This is a genomic window from Metabacillus sp. KH_069 (assembly GCF_057838075.1).
The window spans coordinates 170,438-184,698 of sequence record NZ_CM174460.1 but is presented as its reverse complement, the minus strand read 5'-3'; the positions used below and the strand labels follow the sequence as shown (position 1 = coordinate 184,698).

The following is a 14,261-nucleotide window of genomic DNA, read 5'->3' as shown; positions in this document are numbered from 1 at the left end:
ACGTTCTTCCCTTTGTGCAAAAAGTTGCCTCTTTGTTTTAAGGAGAGAGCTTACGGCTGTAATCATCAACCGGGAGGCATCCGCCGAACTTTCGATAATCCTCCATCCTCGTCAACTAAGCTGTTTTCGGTCCGCTTAGTTCAGGCGCTTTTCATAAATAAATACAACCTCACAATGCCCCTTTCCATTCTAAAATAAAAACACAAAAGTAATCATACTATACCAACCTTCAAATCGTCAATTCAGTACTTTGCAAATGTGGACAGAAAGATGCACTCTTCAGTATATGTTTTTTTTGAAAAGATTGTTCTTGACTGAGTTACCCTATTTTATCACCTTCTAAACATCGAGCAGCCAAGCTGCTGCCTCGCTGCGATTCAGATAAAAAAAGACAAGAAACAATGAGGTATGTTTATAGTATTCGACTGGTCCCCTCACGTTTATGTCTGTGAATTTCAGTCAAAAAAGGGCCTGCCTTATTGGCAGACCCTTGTATCCCTTATTCTGTTCCCATTTCTTCTTTCACAACAGCGACGATGCGCGTAACGTACTTCTCGCATAATTCTGCTGTTGGCGCTTCTGCCATTACGCGCACAAGCGGCTCTGTACCTGAAGGGCGGACGAGAATCCGTCCGTCGCCATTCATTTCACTTTCTACTTCTGCAATCACTTGCTTCACTTTCATGTTGTCCGTTACTTTATGCTTATCTGTTACCCTTACATTGATAAGCAATTGAGGGAATTTCTTCATTTCAGCTGCAAGTTCAGATAACGGTTTGCCCGTTACTTTCATGATATTTACTAATTGAATAGCTGTCAGCAGACCATCACCCGTTGTATTGTGATCCAGGAAGATAATGTGGCCAGACTGCTCGCCCCCAAGGTTATAATCCCCTTTTTTCATTTCTTCAACAACATAACGGTCTCCTACAGCCGTTTGAGAACTCTTCATGTTGTTTGCTTCAACCGCTTTATAAAAACCAAGATTGCTCATGATTGTAGAAACAACTGTTTCTTTCTTCAATCTTCCGTGTTCATTCAGGAATTTCGCACAAATAAACATGATTTGATCGCCATCAACGATTTGACCTTTTTCATCTACTGCAATCAGGCGGTCTCCGTCACCATCAAAAGCAAGCCCGACATCGGCGCCTTTTTCCATAAGAAATCCGGCTAACGCTTCAGGATGTGTAGAACCTACGCCATCATTAATATTCAATCCATTTGGAGTTGTGCCCATAGTTGATACATCGGCATCAAGATCCGCAAACAAATGTGTTGCAAGAGAAGATGTTGCACCATGTGCACAATCAAGTGCAACGTGGATGCCGGTGAAATCTTCGTCTACTGTTTGTTTCAGGAATTGAAGATATTTCTGTCCGCCCTCGAAATAGTCATTTACTTGACCTAAATCAGATCCAACAGGTCTTGGCAGTGAGTCTTCTTCTTGATCCATTAAGCCTTCTATTTCAAATTCCTGCTCATCTGACAATTTAAAACCGTCAGGACCAAAGAATTTAATTCCGTTATCTTGAACAGGATTATGTGAGGCTGAAATCATAACACCCGCTTGTGCTCCAAGTGCTTTCGTTAAATATGAAACGCCAGGTGTTGAAATAACGCCTAAACGCATTACCTCAGCACCGATAGAGAGAAGCCCTGCAACTAGGGCACCTTCCAGCATATGACCTGAAATACGTGTATCCCGTCCGATTAACACTTTTGGACGGTTCGCATCTTTTGTTAACACGTAACCTCCAAAACGACCGATTTTAAACGCTAATTCAGGTGTTAATTCACTATTTGCAACGCCTCTTACTCCATCTGTTCCAAAATACTTACCCATTCTTATATCGCTCCTTTAGACAGTTTCAATCATCATGATTGCTTAGAAGAAATTTTCACTTTTACTTCATCTTCAGGAAGGGTCCATTTAATATCCTGCGGCCCATTCACTTCTACCTTAACATCATGCTCACCATCCGACAGATCTGTCACATTCACAAATAATTCAAGATCAGACGGTTTGATATTCGCCAGTACACTCTGTGCTCCAACGACGCTTAAATCGAGCTCTTGAGATTCAGGTTCAAGGAACTGAATAATCTTCCCTTCACCTAAACCGCGGATATTAACAGGCAGATTCTCAAGTACTGTTTCTTCTTCTTTTTCAACGTCAACTTTTATTTGGATTTTTTCGGGACTTACTTTTGTCACTCCGTCAGGTACAGGGATATCTACATCCAGTACAGTATCATCTTTGATTTTGCTCAAATCCACCGTTACGCCATCTATAAATTCAAGCGGATCAATGACGTCCATTGGTCCGTATATCGTCACTTCGTTCGGCACGGCTTCAATGTTTGAGATGCTTAATCCTTCTCCAAGCTCGCCTTCATTCTTCAATTTAAAAGGAAGCTTCTTGCTTGGACTTGTAATCGGCACTGTCACATCTACTACCGAAGGGTAAACTTCTACAGGCAGAATATTTCCTTCGTCGTCATATACCGTCACCTTTGATTCTTGCTCAATTGTTTCATTTGCATTTTGAAGATTCACCCTCGACTTGATGAGAGCAATGCTGTCGATAAGTGTTTTAGAACCGGTTATTCTTACTACACTCGGTTTTACAATCGGATCCTGTGCGGTATATCCTGTTTCAATCTGGTTTTTATTGATAAAATCCACTTGAACCGGGAAATCCCGGGTAACTTTTTCCTCCACGTTTACAGTGATAATGGAAGGGTTTAAATTCACTTCAAGATTGTCCGCTATATTCTTATGCTTCAGTTGAACCCTGTGTGAGCCGATGGACAAATCCGAGAGTTCAGCATAAATTTCAAAATCTTTGAGCTGCTTTGCCTTCAATAATGAATTAGTCGGCCCGCTCAGCGTGACATCTGCCGTTTCAGGCACGCCTGTAACCACAACATTTTCTTGATCCAAATACGTTTTCACTTCAACATCAGGAATCGTTTCCGTGTCTTTTGCAGATTCAGACGGCGCAGATGGAAATACGGATGTTACTGGCCCCGGCTGTTTTTTCGGAGCCGGCGTTTCGATATTAACAGATACATAAAGCATGAGCGCCATTAAAAGAGCAATAATCCTCATTACCCAATGATTATTAATCATCTTATCCATTTTTCTTCCCCCTCCACTGCCACAGGTTTGAGGAAGTGGCCTTTGCCTGCTTTCCAAATTCAGAAACCAAAATTTCACTTAAAGCCTCAACGGTGAGATTCCTGTGAAGCTCCCCGTTTCTGGTCACAGAAATACTGCCTGTTTCTTCAGAAACAACGATTGTAATGCTATCGGTTACTTCACTGATTCCAACTGCTGCCCGGTGCCTTGTCCCTAATTCTTTCGAAATAAAAGGACTTTCGGATAAAGGCAGATAACATGCGGCCGCAGCAATCTGGTTTTTCTGGAGAATAACAGCTCCATCGTGAAGAGGTGTATTTGGGATAAAGATATTAATTAAAAGCTCAGAAGAGAGAGCTGAATGAAGCGGTATGCCCGTTTCTATGTAATCACTCATCCCTGTTTCTTTCTCAATCGTAACTAATGCGCCAATTCTTCGTTTTGCCATGTAGTCTGTCGCCTTTAAGATAGCATCGATAATCTTTTGTTGTTCTTCCTCCTCTGGAGCTCCGCTTCTTGAGAATAATTTCCCTCTGCCAAGTTGCTCAAGCGCCCTTCTCAACTCAGGCTGGAAAATAATAATGATCGCAAGAAAACCCCATGTTAATGCTTGGTCCATGAGCCATTGCAAGGTCTGCAGCCCTAAATACTGGCTGAGTGTACGAACGAGAATAATAACGATGATGCCTTTCAGCAGCTGAACGGCCTTCGTTCCCCGTATCACCATAATCAACTTATATATAACGAACCAAACGAGGAGAATATCAACGGCGATGCCGAGGTAATGCAGTAATGGGAAATCCTCAAATGCCATATTCTCTTCCTCCATCAGTTTTAGTCATTTGCATAGGACTATAACTACGATATTATACCATATATTCTGCAATTAAAACGTATTGTAGTCATATAAGCAAAGCCAGGCGCAGATAAGGGTACATACCGTTTTATCATTCTAAAAGCCATTGTGCGGCACGTGACAGAACAAAAAGGCCGCCTTAGAATAAAAGGCGACCTTTTACTTAAATATGTCGACGACCTCTTTGGAAAGAGATTTCATTTGATACCAGATCCATTCAAAAGCCTCATTGATTTCCTCAACGTCGCCTGTCACCTGACCGGCAGAAGCCATATACTTCTCTCCGTTAATCACTGTGACGTTTCCCTCAACTTTTCCTTCAATATTAATTTTTCCGCCTTTTACCGTCACATCTCCCTGAATAGTCTCACCTCTGGGTACGGTAACTGTATTATTCTCAACAACCAAATTAGGCTGCTTTGAAACACTGAAATCAGAATCAGTTGACCAGGAAGAGAATAAACTGCCTGTCATCAATAAGACGAAAAGAGAAGCAGCAGCAAGCATTGGATGACCCTTCAGCCATCTGTTGACCCCAACCGTTTTCTTTTCTTTAGGCAGACGACCCATGATGGCTTGTGTAAAATCCATCGGGGCCTCAATGTGAGATGTGCTCTGCACCAGGGCGATCGACTTCTCAAGCTCATGTAAATGCTGCGTGCAGTCCGTACATGACTGAAGATGCTCTCTCAAGATCCGCTCATCTTCCTGCTTTATATCGTTATCCAAATAATGATGGATCCGTTCTTTCATTTGTTCTGAACATTTCAACCTTATCACCTCAAATCATAAATGCCTTAATTGCTTCCTCAGTGCTTCCCGCCCTCTGTGAATTCTTGTTTTGACCGTACCGATCGGCATATCAAGAATCTCACTGATTTCAATTAAAGAAAGCTCATCAATATACTTTAATACGATGACAGAACGATATTTATCGGGGAGCTTTAAAATTTCTTTTTGAATCATTTGCTGAAGCTCCATTGTTTCCACTTGATCCTCGGGCAGAGCTACATCAGCTGCTACTTGAGAATACATGGTTAACCCTTCCGTTCCGGTTACTTCGGCATCAAGGTAATAATCAGGTTTTTTCTTTCTGATTCGATCAATCGTTAAATTTGTCGCAATGCGGTACAGCCACGTAGAAAACTTCTTATCCATGTCATAGCTGTTAATATTCACATAGGCCCGGATAAACGCTTCCTGAGCTATATCTTCCGCCTCATGGGAGTTCCCGAGCATACGGTAGCAAAGCTGATAAATTTTGTCTTTATATATATCTACGATTTCGGCAAATGCATTCTGGTCGCCTTTTTTAACTTGTTTAATCCTATTTTTTACGATCGTCTCCATGATACCCCTTACCCCCGCGCAAGTGCGGGTTCCCCTTATTACGTATAAGCCGCATAAAAGGTTTCATTTTTTTCGCATAAAAATATTTTAACAAATTTTAGGTTGTCTGTAGATGGCTTTTCAACATGTTTACCTTAAATTTTTCTTAAATAAAGGCTCTTTTCGTAAATATCGTTGCTAGTAGACTAAATGAAAACCTAAAGTGGATTGCAGCGGATAAACTTGACTTCTGCGGGAAATAGAGCAAAATGGGAGACCGCAGGCAACGCAGAGGAGGCTCCCATGCTCCCCGCGGAAAGGAACGGTTAAAATTCAGCATAAAAAAACAACCTATGCGAAAACAGCCTAAATAAAAGACACAGTTTTTATACTGTGTCTTTTTATAAAATTACAGAAGCTTTTCGCCAAACAAAGATCCCATCAATGCTACTGCTACAGTAGCTGTTTTATTCTTTTCATCTAATATAGGATTCACTTCAACAAATTCAGCAGAAGTGATGATATCTGATTCAGCAAGCATCTCCATAGCTAAATGACTCTCTCTGTAGCTGATGCCGCCAATAACCGGCGTGCCCACGCCAGGAGCATCATGCGGATCAAGTCCATCTAAATCGAGAGACAAGTGCACACCGTCTGTACGCTCTTTCAAATATTGAATCGTCTCTTCCATTACCTTTGTCATGCCGAGACGGTCAATCTCATGCATCGTATATACTTTAATTCCTTCTTCCTTGATTAATTCCTTTTCACCCTCATCAAGAGAGCGGGCACCGATAATCACAATATTTTCAGGCTTTACTTTGGGAGTATAGCCGCCAATTCTCGTTAACGTCTCATCGCCAAGTCCAATGCTCACAGCAAGCGGCATCCCATGAATATTGCCTGACGGCGAAGTGTCACCCGTATTAAGATCTCCATGTGCATCATACCAGATTACCCCAAGCTCTTTATAATGCTTTGAAACCCCTGCAAGTGTTCCAATCGCAATACTGTGGTCTCCGCCAAGCACCAGTGGAAACGAACCTGATTGAATCACTTCATCAACCTGTTCAGAAAGCTTCAAATTACCTTCTGATACCGCTTTCAAATTTCTTAAATTATTTAATGAAGAACTCTCCTCTTCACGGTTTGGACGTCCGATCTTTATATCGCCCTTATCTTCAATCTCATAATGCAGCCCTTCAAGACGCTCAACAACCCCAGCATATCTAATAGCACTTGGCCCCATGTCCACACCGCGGCGCATTTGTCCTAAATCCATTGGTACCCCGATAATTGATATTCTTTCTTTCATTTAAATCATCCCCCTTAGTAAGTAACTCTGTCTCTATTGTACTGATAAAAAGGGTGATGACTCAACTCGACAAAAACGTGTATATATATACAGAGTTTTCAGTAAAATAATTTGTACTGTATGGTGATAGCTTTAAATAGGGGAACAAGTGGTTGCAGCTGAATCGACTTTTCTGCGCAATAACCATAATTGGGGAATCTTAGAGGGTGTTTGTTTCCGCTTTTCTGCGTAAAATCCATAATTGTGGAATCATAGCGGGTGGGTGATTCCACTTTTCTGCGTAAAATCCATAATTGTGGAATCATAGCGGGTGGGTGATTCCACTTTTCTGCGTAAAATCCATAATTGTGGAATCATAGCGGGTGGGTGATTCCACTTTGCTTGTACAATAACCGTTATGGTGGAATCATAGAGGGAGTTGATTCCACTTTGCTGGCACAATAACCATAATTGTGGAATCATAGCGGGGGTTTGATTCCACTTTGCTGGCACAATAACCGTTATGGTGGAATCATAGCGGGCGTTTGATTCCACTTTTCTGCGCAATAACCGTTATGGTGGAATCATAACGGGTGTTTGACTACACTTTGCTAGCACACTACCCGTTATGGTGGAATCATAGCGGGGGTTGATTCCACTATGCTGCACATGAACCATAATTGTGGAATCATAGCTGGCCTTTGTTTCCACTTTGCCGCGCAATAAACAAAATTATGGAATCATTGAGGGGGACGGTTTCCACTTTGCTGCACAATAACCGTTATGGTGGAATCATAGAGGGTGTTTGACTCCACTTTGCTGGCACAATAACCAAAATTGTGGAACCATAGCGGATCTTTGATTACACATTTAAGTTCATGAACCATATTGTCGAGCGAAAATGATGTAATATCAATAGCAGCATAAAATAGATTAGTCTGTTCTGAAATGGATGGCAATTTTAAATCTGATCAGGCTTGGCCAGCCCGAACGAATCATGATACTTGCTGGCTTCAATTCGCAAGCAACAAAAAAGCCGTCAGACATAAAGTCTGACGGCTTTTACAGGGTACTTATGATGGAGCCTAGCGGGATCGAACCGCTGACCTCCTGCGTGCAAGGCAGGCGCTCTCCCAGCTGAGCTAAGGCCCCGATATAAAAAAAGAAGTTCTGGAGCGGAAGACGGGATTCGAACCCGCGACCCCCACCTTGGCAAGGTGGTGTTCTACCACTGAACTACTTCCGCAATAATGGTGTGCCATGAAGGACTCGAACCTTCGACCCTCTGATTAAAAGTCAGATGCTCTACCGACTGAGCTAATGGCACTTACTACTATTCGCATTTAAAATAAAAATGGCTGGGCTAGCTGGATTCGAACCAGCGCATGACGGAGTCAAAGTCCGTTGCCTTACCGCTTGGCTATAGCCCATCAATTATGTATGTAATCTATAAAATTCTAATTGACCGTAAAATGGTTTATGTTAACTAAACATATTATTTACAGTCTAGACAAGAACTATTCAGTTAAGTTTGTCTAAATGAAAGTGGTGGAGGGGGACGGATTCGAACCGCCGAACCCGGAGGGAGCGGATTTACAGTCCGCCGCGTTTAGCCACTTCGCTACCCCTCCACACATAAGTGGTGCCGGCAAGAGGACTTGAACCCCCAACCTACTGATTACAAGTCAGTTGCTCTACCAATTGAGCTACACCGGCATATAAAGTGAGAAATACAATAATGTTTATTCGCTTTTTAAAGTCGTCTGCTGCAAAGTCTTAATGGTGGAGGATGACGGGCTCGAACCGCCGACCCTCTGCTTGTAAGGCAGATGCTCTCCCAGCTGAGCTAATCCTCCGCATAAAAGATTGTATAATGTTTCACATATTAAGACTTACGTTTAAATGGTGACCCGTACGGGATTCGAACCCGTGTTACCGCCGTGAAAGGGCGGTGTCTTAACCGCTTGACCAACGGGCCGTTTTATTAGTTTAATGTAAGCTCCCAACCGGGCTTGAACCGATGACCTCTTCCTTACCATGGAAGTGCTCTACCGACTGAGCTATGGAAGCAAGGCTCCGCAGGTAGGACTCGAACCTACGACCGATCGGTTAACAGCCGATAGCTCTACCACTGAGCTACTGCGGAATAATGCTAGCCTGGCGACGTCCTACTCTTGCAGGGGGAAACCCCCAACTACCATCGGCGCTGAAGAGCTTAACTTCCGTGTTCGGCATGGGAACGGGTGTGACCTCTTCGCCATCATCACCAGACATAATGACAAAAATTATTATACTATGAAATCCGAAGATTTCAAGCTTTTTTTCGAAAGAATGTTATTCTTTCAAAACTAAATAACGTATGATAACAAGTTTCACTTTGATCTTACACTTTATTAGACTGTGGTTAAGTCCTCGAACGATTAGTATCTGTCAGCTCCACACGTCACCGCGCTTCCACCTCAGACCTATCAACCTGATCATCTTTCAGGGTTCTTACTCACTTACGTGATGGGAAATCTCATCTTGAGGGGGGCTTCATGCTTAGATGCTTTCAGCACTTATCCCTTCCGCACATAGCTACCCAGCGATGCCTTTGGCAAGACAACTGGTACACCAGCGGTGCGTCCATCCCGGTCCTCTCGTACTAAGGACAGCTCCTCTCAAATTTCCTGCGCCCACGACGGATAGGGACCGAACTGTCTCACGACGTTCTGAACCCAGCTCGCGTACCGCTTTAATGGGCGAACAGCCCAACCCTTGGGACCGACTACAGCCCCAGGATGCGATGAGCCGACATCGAGGTGCCAAACCTCCCCGTCGATGTGGACTCTTGGGGGAGATAAGCCTGTTATCCCCGGGGTAGCTTTTATCCGTTGAGCGATGGCCCTTCCATGCGGAACCACCGGATCACTAAGCCCGACTTTCGTCCCTGCTCGACTTGTAGGTCTCGCAGTCAAGCTCCCTTGTGCCTTTACACTCTGCGAATGATTTCCAACCATTCTGAGGGAACCTTTGGGCGCCTCCGTTACATTTTAGGAGGCGACCGCCCCAGTCAAACTGCCCACCTGACACTGTCTCCCAGCCCGATCAGGGCTGTGGGTTAGAATTTCAATACAGCAAGGGTAGTATCCCACCAATGCCTCCACCGAAGCTGGCGCTCCGGCTTCCAAGGCTCCTACCTATCCTGTACAAGCTGTACCAAAATTCAATATCAGGCTACAGTAAAGCTCCACGGGGTCTTTCCGTCCTGTCGCGGGTAACCTGCATCTTCACAGGTACTATAATTTCACCGAGTCTCTCGTTGAGACAGTGCCCAGATCGTTACGCCTTTCGTGCGGGTCGGAACTTACCCGACAAGGAATTTCGCTACCTTAGGACCGTTATAGTTACGGCCGCCGTTTACTGGGGCTTCGGTTCAAAGCTTCGCTTGCGCTAACCTCTCCCCTTAACCTTCCAGCACCGGGCAGGCGTCAGCCCCTATACTTCGCCTTGCGGCTTCGCAGAGACCTGTGTTTTTGCTAAACAGTCGCCTGGGCCTATTCACTGCGGCTTTTCAGGGCTATGAACCCTAAAAAGCACCCCTTCTCCCGAAGTTACGGGGTCATTTTGCCGAGTTCCTTAACGAGAGTTCTCTCGCTCACCTTAGGATTCTCTCCTCGCCTACCTGTGTCGGTTTGCGGTACGGGCACCTCTCACCTCGCTAGAGGCTTTTCTTGGCAGTGTGGAATCAGGAACTTCGGTACTAAATTTCCCTCGCCATCACAGCTCAGCCTTATATGAGAAGCGGATTTGCCTACTTCTCAGCCTAACTGCTTGGACGCGCATATCCAACAGCGCGCTTGCCCTATCCTCCTGCGTCCCCCCATTGCTCAAATGGTGAGGAGGTGGTACAGGAATATCAACCTGTTGTCCATCGCCTACGCCTTTCGGCCTCGGCTTAGGTCCCGACTAACCCTGAGCGGACGAGCCTTCCTCAGGAAACCTTAGGCATTCGGTGGAGGGGATTCTCACCCCTCTTTCGCTACTCATACCGGCATTCTCACTTCTAAGCGCTCCACCAGTCCTTACGGTCTAGCTTCAACGCCCTTAGAACGCTCTCCTACCACTGTTCGTAAGAACAGTCCACAGCTTCGGTGATACGTTTAGCCCCGGTACATTTTCGGCGCAGAGTCACTCGACCAGTGAGCTATTACGCACTCTTTAAATGGTGGCTGCTTCTAAGCCAACATCCTGGTTGTCTAAGCAACTCCACATCCTTTTCCACTTAACGTATACTTTGGGACCTTAGCTGGTGGTCTGGGCTGTTTCCCTCTTGACTACGGATCTTATCACTCGCAGTCTGACTCCCAAGGAGCAAGTCTTTGGCATTCGGAGTTTGACTGAATTCGGTAACCCGATGAGGGCCCCTAGTCCAATCAGTGCTCTACCTCCAAGACTCTCATACTTGAGGCTAGCCCTAAAGCTATTTCGGAGAGAACCAGCTATCTCCAGGTTCGATTGGAATTTCTCCGCTACCCACACCTCATCCCCGCACTTTTCAACGTGCGTGGGTTCGGGCCTCCATTCAGTGTTACCTGAACTTCACCCTGGACATGGGTAGATCACCTGGTTTCGGGTCTACGACCACGTACTAAAACGCCCTATTCAGACTCGCTTTCGCTGCGGCTCCGTCTCATCAACTTAACCTTGCACGGGATCGTAACTCGCCGGTTCATTCTACAAAAGGCACGCCATCACCCATTAACGGGCTCTGACTACTTGTAAGCACACGGTTTCAGGATCTTTTCACTCCCCTTCCGGGGTGCTTTTCACCTTTCCCTCACGGTACTGGTTCACTATCGGTCACTAGGGAGTATTTAGCCTTGGGAGATGGTCCTCCCTGCTTCCGACGGGATTTCTCGTGTCCCGCCGTACTCAGGATCCACTCTGGAGGGAACGAAGTTTCGACTACAGGGTTTTTACCTTCTCTGACGGACCTTTCCAGGTCGCTTCATCTACCCCGTTCCTTTGTAACTCCGTATAGAGTGTCCTACAACCCCAAGAGGCAAGCCTCTTGGTTTGGGCTAATTCCGTTTCGCTCGCCGCTACTTGGGAAATCGCGTTTGCTTTCTCTTCCTCCGGGTACTTAGATGTTTCAGTTCCCCGGGTCTGCCTTCAATATCCTATGTATTCAGATAAAGATACTGTTCCATTACGAACAGTGGGTTTCCCCATTCGGAAATCTCTGGATCAAAGCTTACTTACAGCTCCCCAAAGCATATCGGTGTTAGTCCCGTCCTTCATCGGCTCCTAGTGCCAAGGCATCCACCGTGCGCCCTTCATAACTTAACCTAAATGGTCAGCCGCATCTAAGATGCGTTTCGCATTTCGTTGTTTGTTCAGACATAAATGTCTGGAAAATCACTAATTATGGTAAGCGTAAATCTCAGTGAATTACTTGTTATCAATTACGTTATCTAGTTTTCAAAGAACAACCGACAAATCAGAAGATTTGTCTTCTATTATAGAGAGAATGATCTCTCAAAACTAAACAAAAACCAAAAGCGTCCTCATATATTCCTTAGAAAGGAGGTGATCCAGCCGCACCTTCCGATACGGCTACCTTGTTACGACTTCACCCCAATCATCTACCCCACCTTAGGCGGCTGGCTCCTTGCGGTTACCCCACCGACTTCGGGTGTTGCAAACTCTCGTGGTGTGACGGGCGGTGTGTACAAGGCCCGGGAACGTATTCACCGCGGCATGCTGATCCGCGATTACTAGCGATTCCAGCTTCATGCAGGCGAGTTGCAGCCTGCAATCCGAACTGAGAATGGTTTTATGGGATTGGCTAAACCTCGCGGTCTCGCAGCCCTTTGTACCATCCATTGTAGCACGTGTGTAGCCCAGGTCATAAGGGGCATGATGATTTGACGTCATCCCCACCTTCCTCCGGTTTGTCACCGGCAGTCACCTTAGAGTGCCCAACTGAATGCTGGCAACTAAGATCAAGGGTTGCGCTCGTTGCGGGACTTAACCCAACATCTCACGACACGAGCTGACGACAACCATGCACCACCTGTCACTTTGTCCCCCGAAGGGGAACCTTCTATCTCTAGAAGTGGCAAAGGATGTCAAGACCTGGTAAGGTTCTTCGCGTTGCTTCGAATTAAACCACATGCTCCACCGCTTGTGCGGGCCCCCGTCAATTCCTTTGAGTTTCAGTCTTGCGACCGTACTCCCCAGGCGGAGTGCTTAATGCGTTAGCTGCAGCACTAAAGGGCGGAAACCCTCTAACACTTAGCACTCATCGTTTACGGCGTGGACTACCAGGGTATCTAATCCTGTTCGCTCCCCACGCTTTCGCGCCTCAGCGTCAGTTACAGACCAGAGAGTCGCCTTCGCCACTGGTGTTCCTCCACATCTCTACGCATTTCACCGCTACACGTGGAATTCCACTCTCCTCTTCTGCACTCAAGTTTCCCAGTTTCCAATGACCCTCCCCGGTTGAGCCGGGGGCTTTCACATCAGACTTAAGAAACCGCCTGCGCGCGCTTTACGCCCAATAATTCCGGACAACGCTTGCCACCTACGTATTACCGCGGCTGCTGGCACGTAGTTAGCCGTGGCTTTCTGGTTAGGTACCGTCAAGGTGCGAGCAGTTACTCTCGCACTTGTTCTTCCCTAACAACAGAGTTTTACGATCCGAAAACCTTCATCACTCACGCGGCGTTGCTCCGTCAGACTTTCGTCCATTGCGGAAGATTCCCTACTGCTGCCTCCCGTAGGAGTCTGGGCCGTGTCTCAGTCCCAGTGTGGCCGATCACCCTCTCAGGTCGGCTACGCATCGTTGCCTTGGTGAGCCATTACCTCACCAACTAGCTAATGCGCCGCGGGCCCATCTGTAAGTGACAGCCGAAACCGTCTTTCCAACTTGAACCATGCGGTTCAAGATACTATCCGGTATTAGCTCCGGTTTCCCGGAGTTATCCCAGTCTTACAGGCAGGTTGCCCACGTGTTACTCACCCGTCCGCCGCTAACCTGCTGGAGCAAGCTCCAGCAAGTCCGCTCGACTTGCATGTATTAGGCACGCCGCCAGCGTTCGTCCTGAGCCAGGATCAAACTCTCCGAAGAAAATTTGTGACTCAATTTGTTGCTGACTTCAAAAATTTAAAACGTTTGGTACGCTTTTGGTTTTGTTTAGTTTTCAAAGATCATTTTCGCCATCAGTGGTGACGGCTTATATAATTTAACATGGTCTCTATCGCTGTGTCAACAACCTTTTGAAATATTTTTTTCGTTCTTTCAAATTCAAATTGTTTCTTAGCGACGAAGAATAATATACCATCTATTACACCCATGGTCAATAGAAATTATTTAATATATTTATTAAAATGCTGATCGAATTTCCCGCTGATAATTTTATACAAATTGCTAAGGAGTTCTCTTTTTTCTAAAAGAGACCTTTTTTGAACGAACGTCAAATTTTCATCGATCAGTATGTTGCTGATAATGGATAATTCCTGCTCAACCAGCAGCTCCATTTCCTGTGCTTCTTTATCATTAAAAATGAATCCTTTTGACATATGATCCTCCTCTAAGATGCCTAAGTTTTATCATTATTGCACAAGCTGTATTTTTCTAATCATATTATTAAC

Annotated in this window: 7 protein-coding genes, 10 tRNA genes and 3 rRNA genes; all 20 read right to left on the bottom strand. The window is 45.4% G+C overall.

Going from position 1 to position 14,261, the window contains the following annotated elements:
• Nucleotides 1–499 precede the first annotated feature (499 nt).
• On the bottom strand, nucleotides 500–1,846 hold the full coding sequence (gene glmM, locus AC3ISE_RS01060) for a phosphoglucosamine mutase (protein WP_489222714.1): 1,347 nt from the start codon (nucleotides 1,844–1,846) through the stop codon (nucleotides 500–502).
• Nucleotides 1,847–1,878: 32 nt separating this feature from the next.
• Nucleotides 1,879–3,144 (bottom strand): CdaR family protein, encoded by a 1,266-nt coding sequence (locus tag AC3ISE_RS01055; protein ID WP_489222713.1) that lies wholly within the window; start codon nucleotides 3,142–3,144, stop codon nucleotides 1,879–1,881.
• Nucleotides 3,137–3,958, bottom strand: a complete 822-nt coding sequence (gene cdaA / locus AC3ISE_RS01050; RefSeq protein WP_133313718.1) for a diadenylate cyclase CdaA — start codon at nucleotides 3,956–3,958, stop codon at nucleotides 3,137–3,139. The genes AC3ISE_RS01055 and cdaA overlap by 8 nt, the downstream gene beginning before the upstream one ends.
• A 201-nt stretch (nucleotides 3,959–4,159) precedes the next feature.
• Nucleotides 4,160–4,753, bottom strand: coding sequence for an anti-sigma-W factor RsiW (gene rsiW, locus AC3ISE_RS01045; RefSeq protein ID WP_489224231.1), 594 nt, complete (start codon nucleotides 4,751–4,753; stop codon nucleotides 4,160–4,162).
• 33 nt (nucleotides 4,754–4,786) lie between these two features.
• Complete coding sequence (gene sigW, locus AC3ISE_RS01040; protein ID WP_070878623.1) at nucleotides 4,787–5,350, bottom strand: RNA polymerase sigma factor SigW; 564 nt, start codon at nucleotides 5,348–5,350, stop codon at nucleotides 4,787–4,789.
• A gap of 388 nt (nucleotides 5,351–5,738) precedes the next feature.
• Entirely contained in the window at nucleotides 5,739–6,644 is a 906-nt protein-coding gene (rocF, locus tag AC3ISE_RS01035) for an arginase (protein ID WP_489222712.1), read from the bottom strand.
• A gap of 1,058 nt (nucleotides 6,645–7,702) precedes the next feature.
• Nucleotides 7,703–7,775 (bottom strand) — tRNA-Ala (locus AC3ISE_RS01030).
• A gap of 19 nt (nucleotides 7,776–7,794) precedes the next feature.
• Nucleotides 7,795–7,869 (bottom strand) — tRNA-Gly (locus tag AC3ISE_RS01025).
• Between the two features lie 5 nt (nucleotides 7,870–7,874).
• Nucleotides 7,875–7,950 (bottom strand) — tRNA-Lys (locus tag AC3ISE_RS01020).
• 28 nt (nucleotides 7,951–7,978) lie between these two features.
• Nucleotides 7,979–8,053: transfer RNA gene (locus tag AC3ISE_RS01015), tRNA-Gln, on the bottom strand.
• A gap of 116 nt (nucleotides 8,054–8,169) precedes the next feature.
• Nucleotides 8,170–8,254: transfer RNA gene (locus AC3ISE_RS01010), tRNA-Tyr, on the bottom strand.
• A 9-nt stretch (nucleotides 8,255–8,263) separates the two neighbouring features.
• Nucleotides 8,264–8,339: transfer RNA gene (locus AC3ISE_RS01005), tRNA-Thr, on the bottom strand.
• Nucleotides 8,340–8,403: 64 nt separating this feature from the next.
• Nucleotides 8,404–8,479: transfer RNA gene (locus tag AC3ISE_RS01000), tRNA-Val, on the bottom strand.
• Between the two features lie 47 nt (nucleotides 8,480–8,526).
• Nucleotides 8,527–8,601, bottom strand: a tRNA-Glu gene (locus AC3ISE_RS00995).
• Nucleotides 8,602–8,620: 19 nt separating this feature from the next.
• Nucleotides 8,621–8,693 (bottom strand) — tRNA-Thr (locus AC3ISE_RS00990).
• Nucleotides 8,694–8,697: 4 nt separating this feature from the next.
• Nucleotides 8,698–8,769, bottom strand: a tRNA-Asn gene (locus AC3ISE_RS00985).
• 9 nt (nucleotides 8,770–8,778) lie between these two features.
• Nucleotides 8,779–8,894: ribosomal RNA gene (rrf, locus tag AC3ISE_RS00980) — 5S ribosomal RNA — on the bottom strand.
• Nucleotides 8,895–9,023: 129 nt separating this feature from the next.
• Nucleotides 9,024–11,954, bottom strand: a 23S ribosomal RNA gene (locus tag AC3ISE_RS00975).
• A 233-nt stretch (nucleotides 11,955–12,187) separates the two neighbouring features.
• Nucleotides 12,188–13,737, bottom strand: a 16S ribosomal RNA gene (locus AC3ISE_RS00970).
• Together the 16S, 23S and 5S rRNA genes with 10 tRNA genes alongside form the textbook arrangement of a ribosomal RNA operon.
• 239 nt (nucleotides 13,738–13,976) lie before the next feature.
• Nucleotides 13,977–14,189 carry a hypothetical protein gene (locus AC3ISE_RS00965; protein ID WP_070875198.1) on the bottom strand — a complete coding sequence of 71 codons (213 nt, stop codon included), beginning with the start codon at nucleotides 14,187–14,189 and terminating at the stop codon, nucleotides 13,977–13,979.
• Between the last annotated feature and the right edge of the window lie 72 nt (nucleotides 14,190–14,261).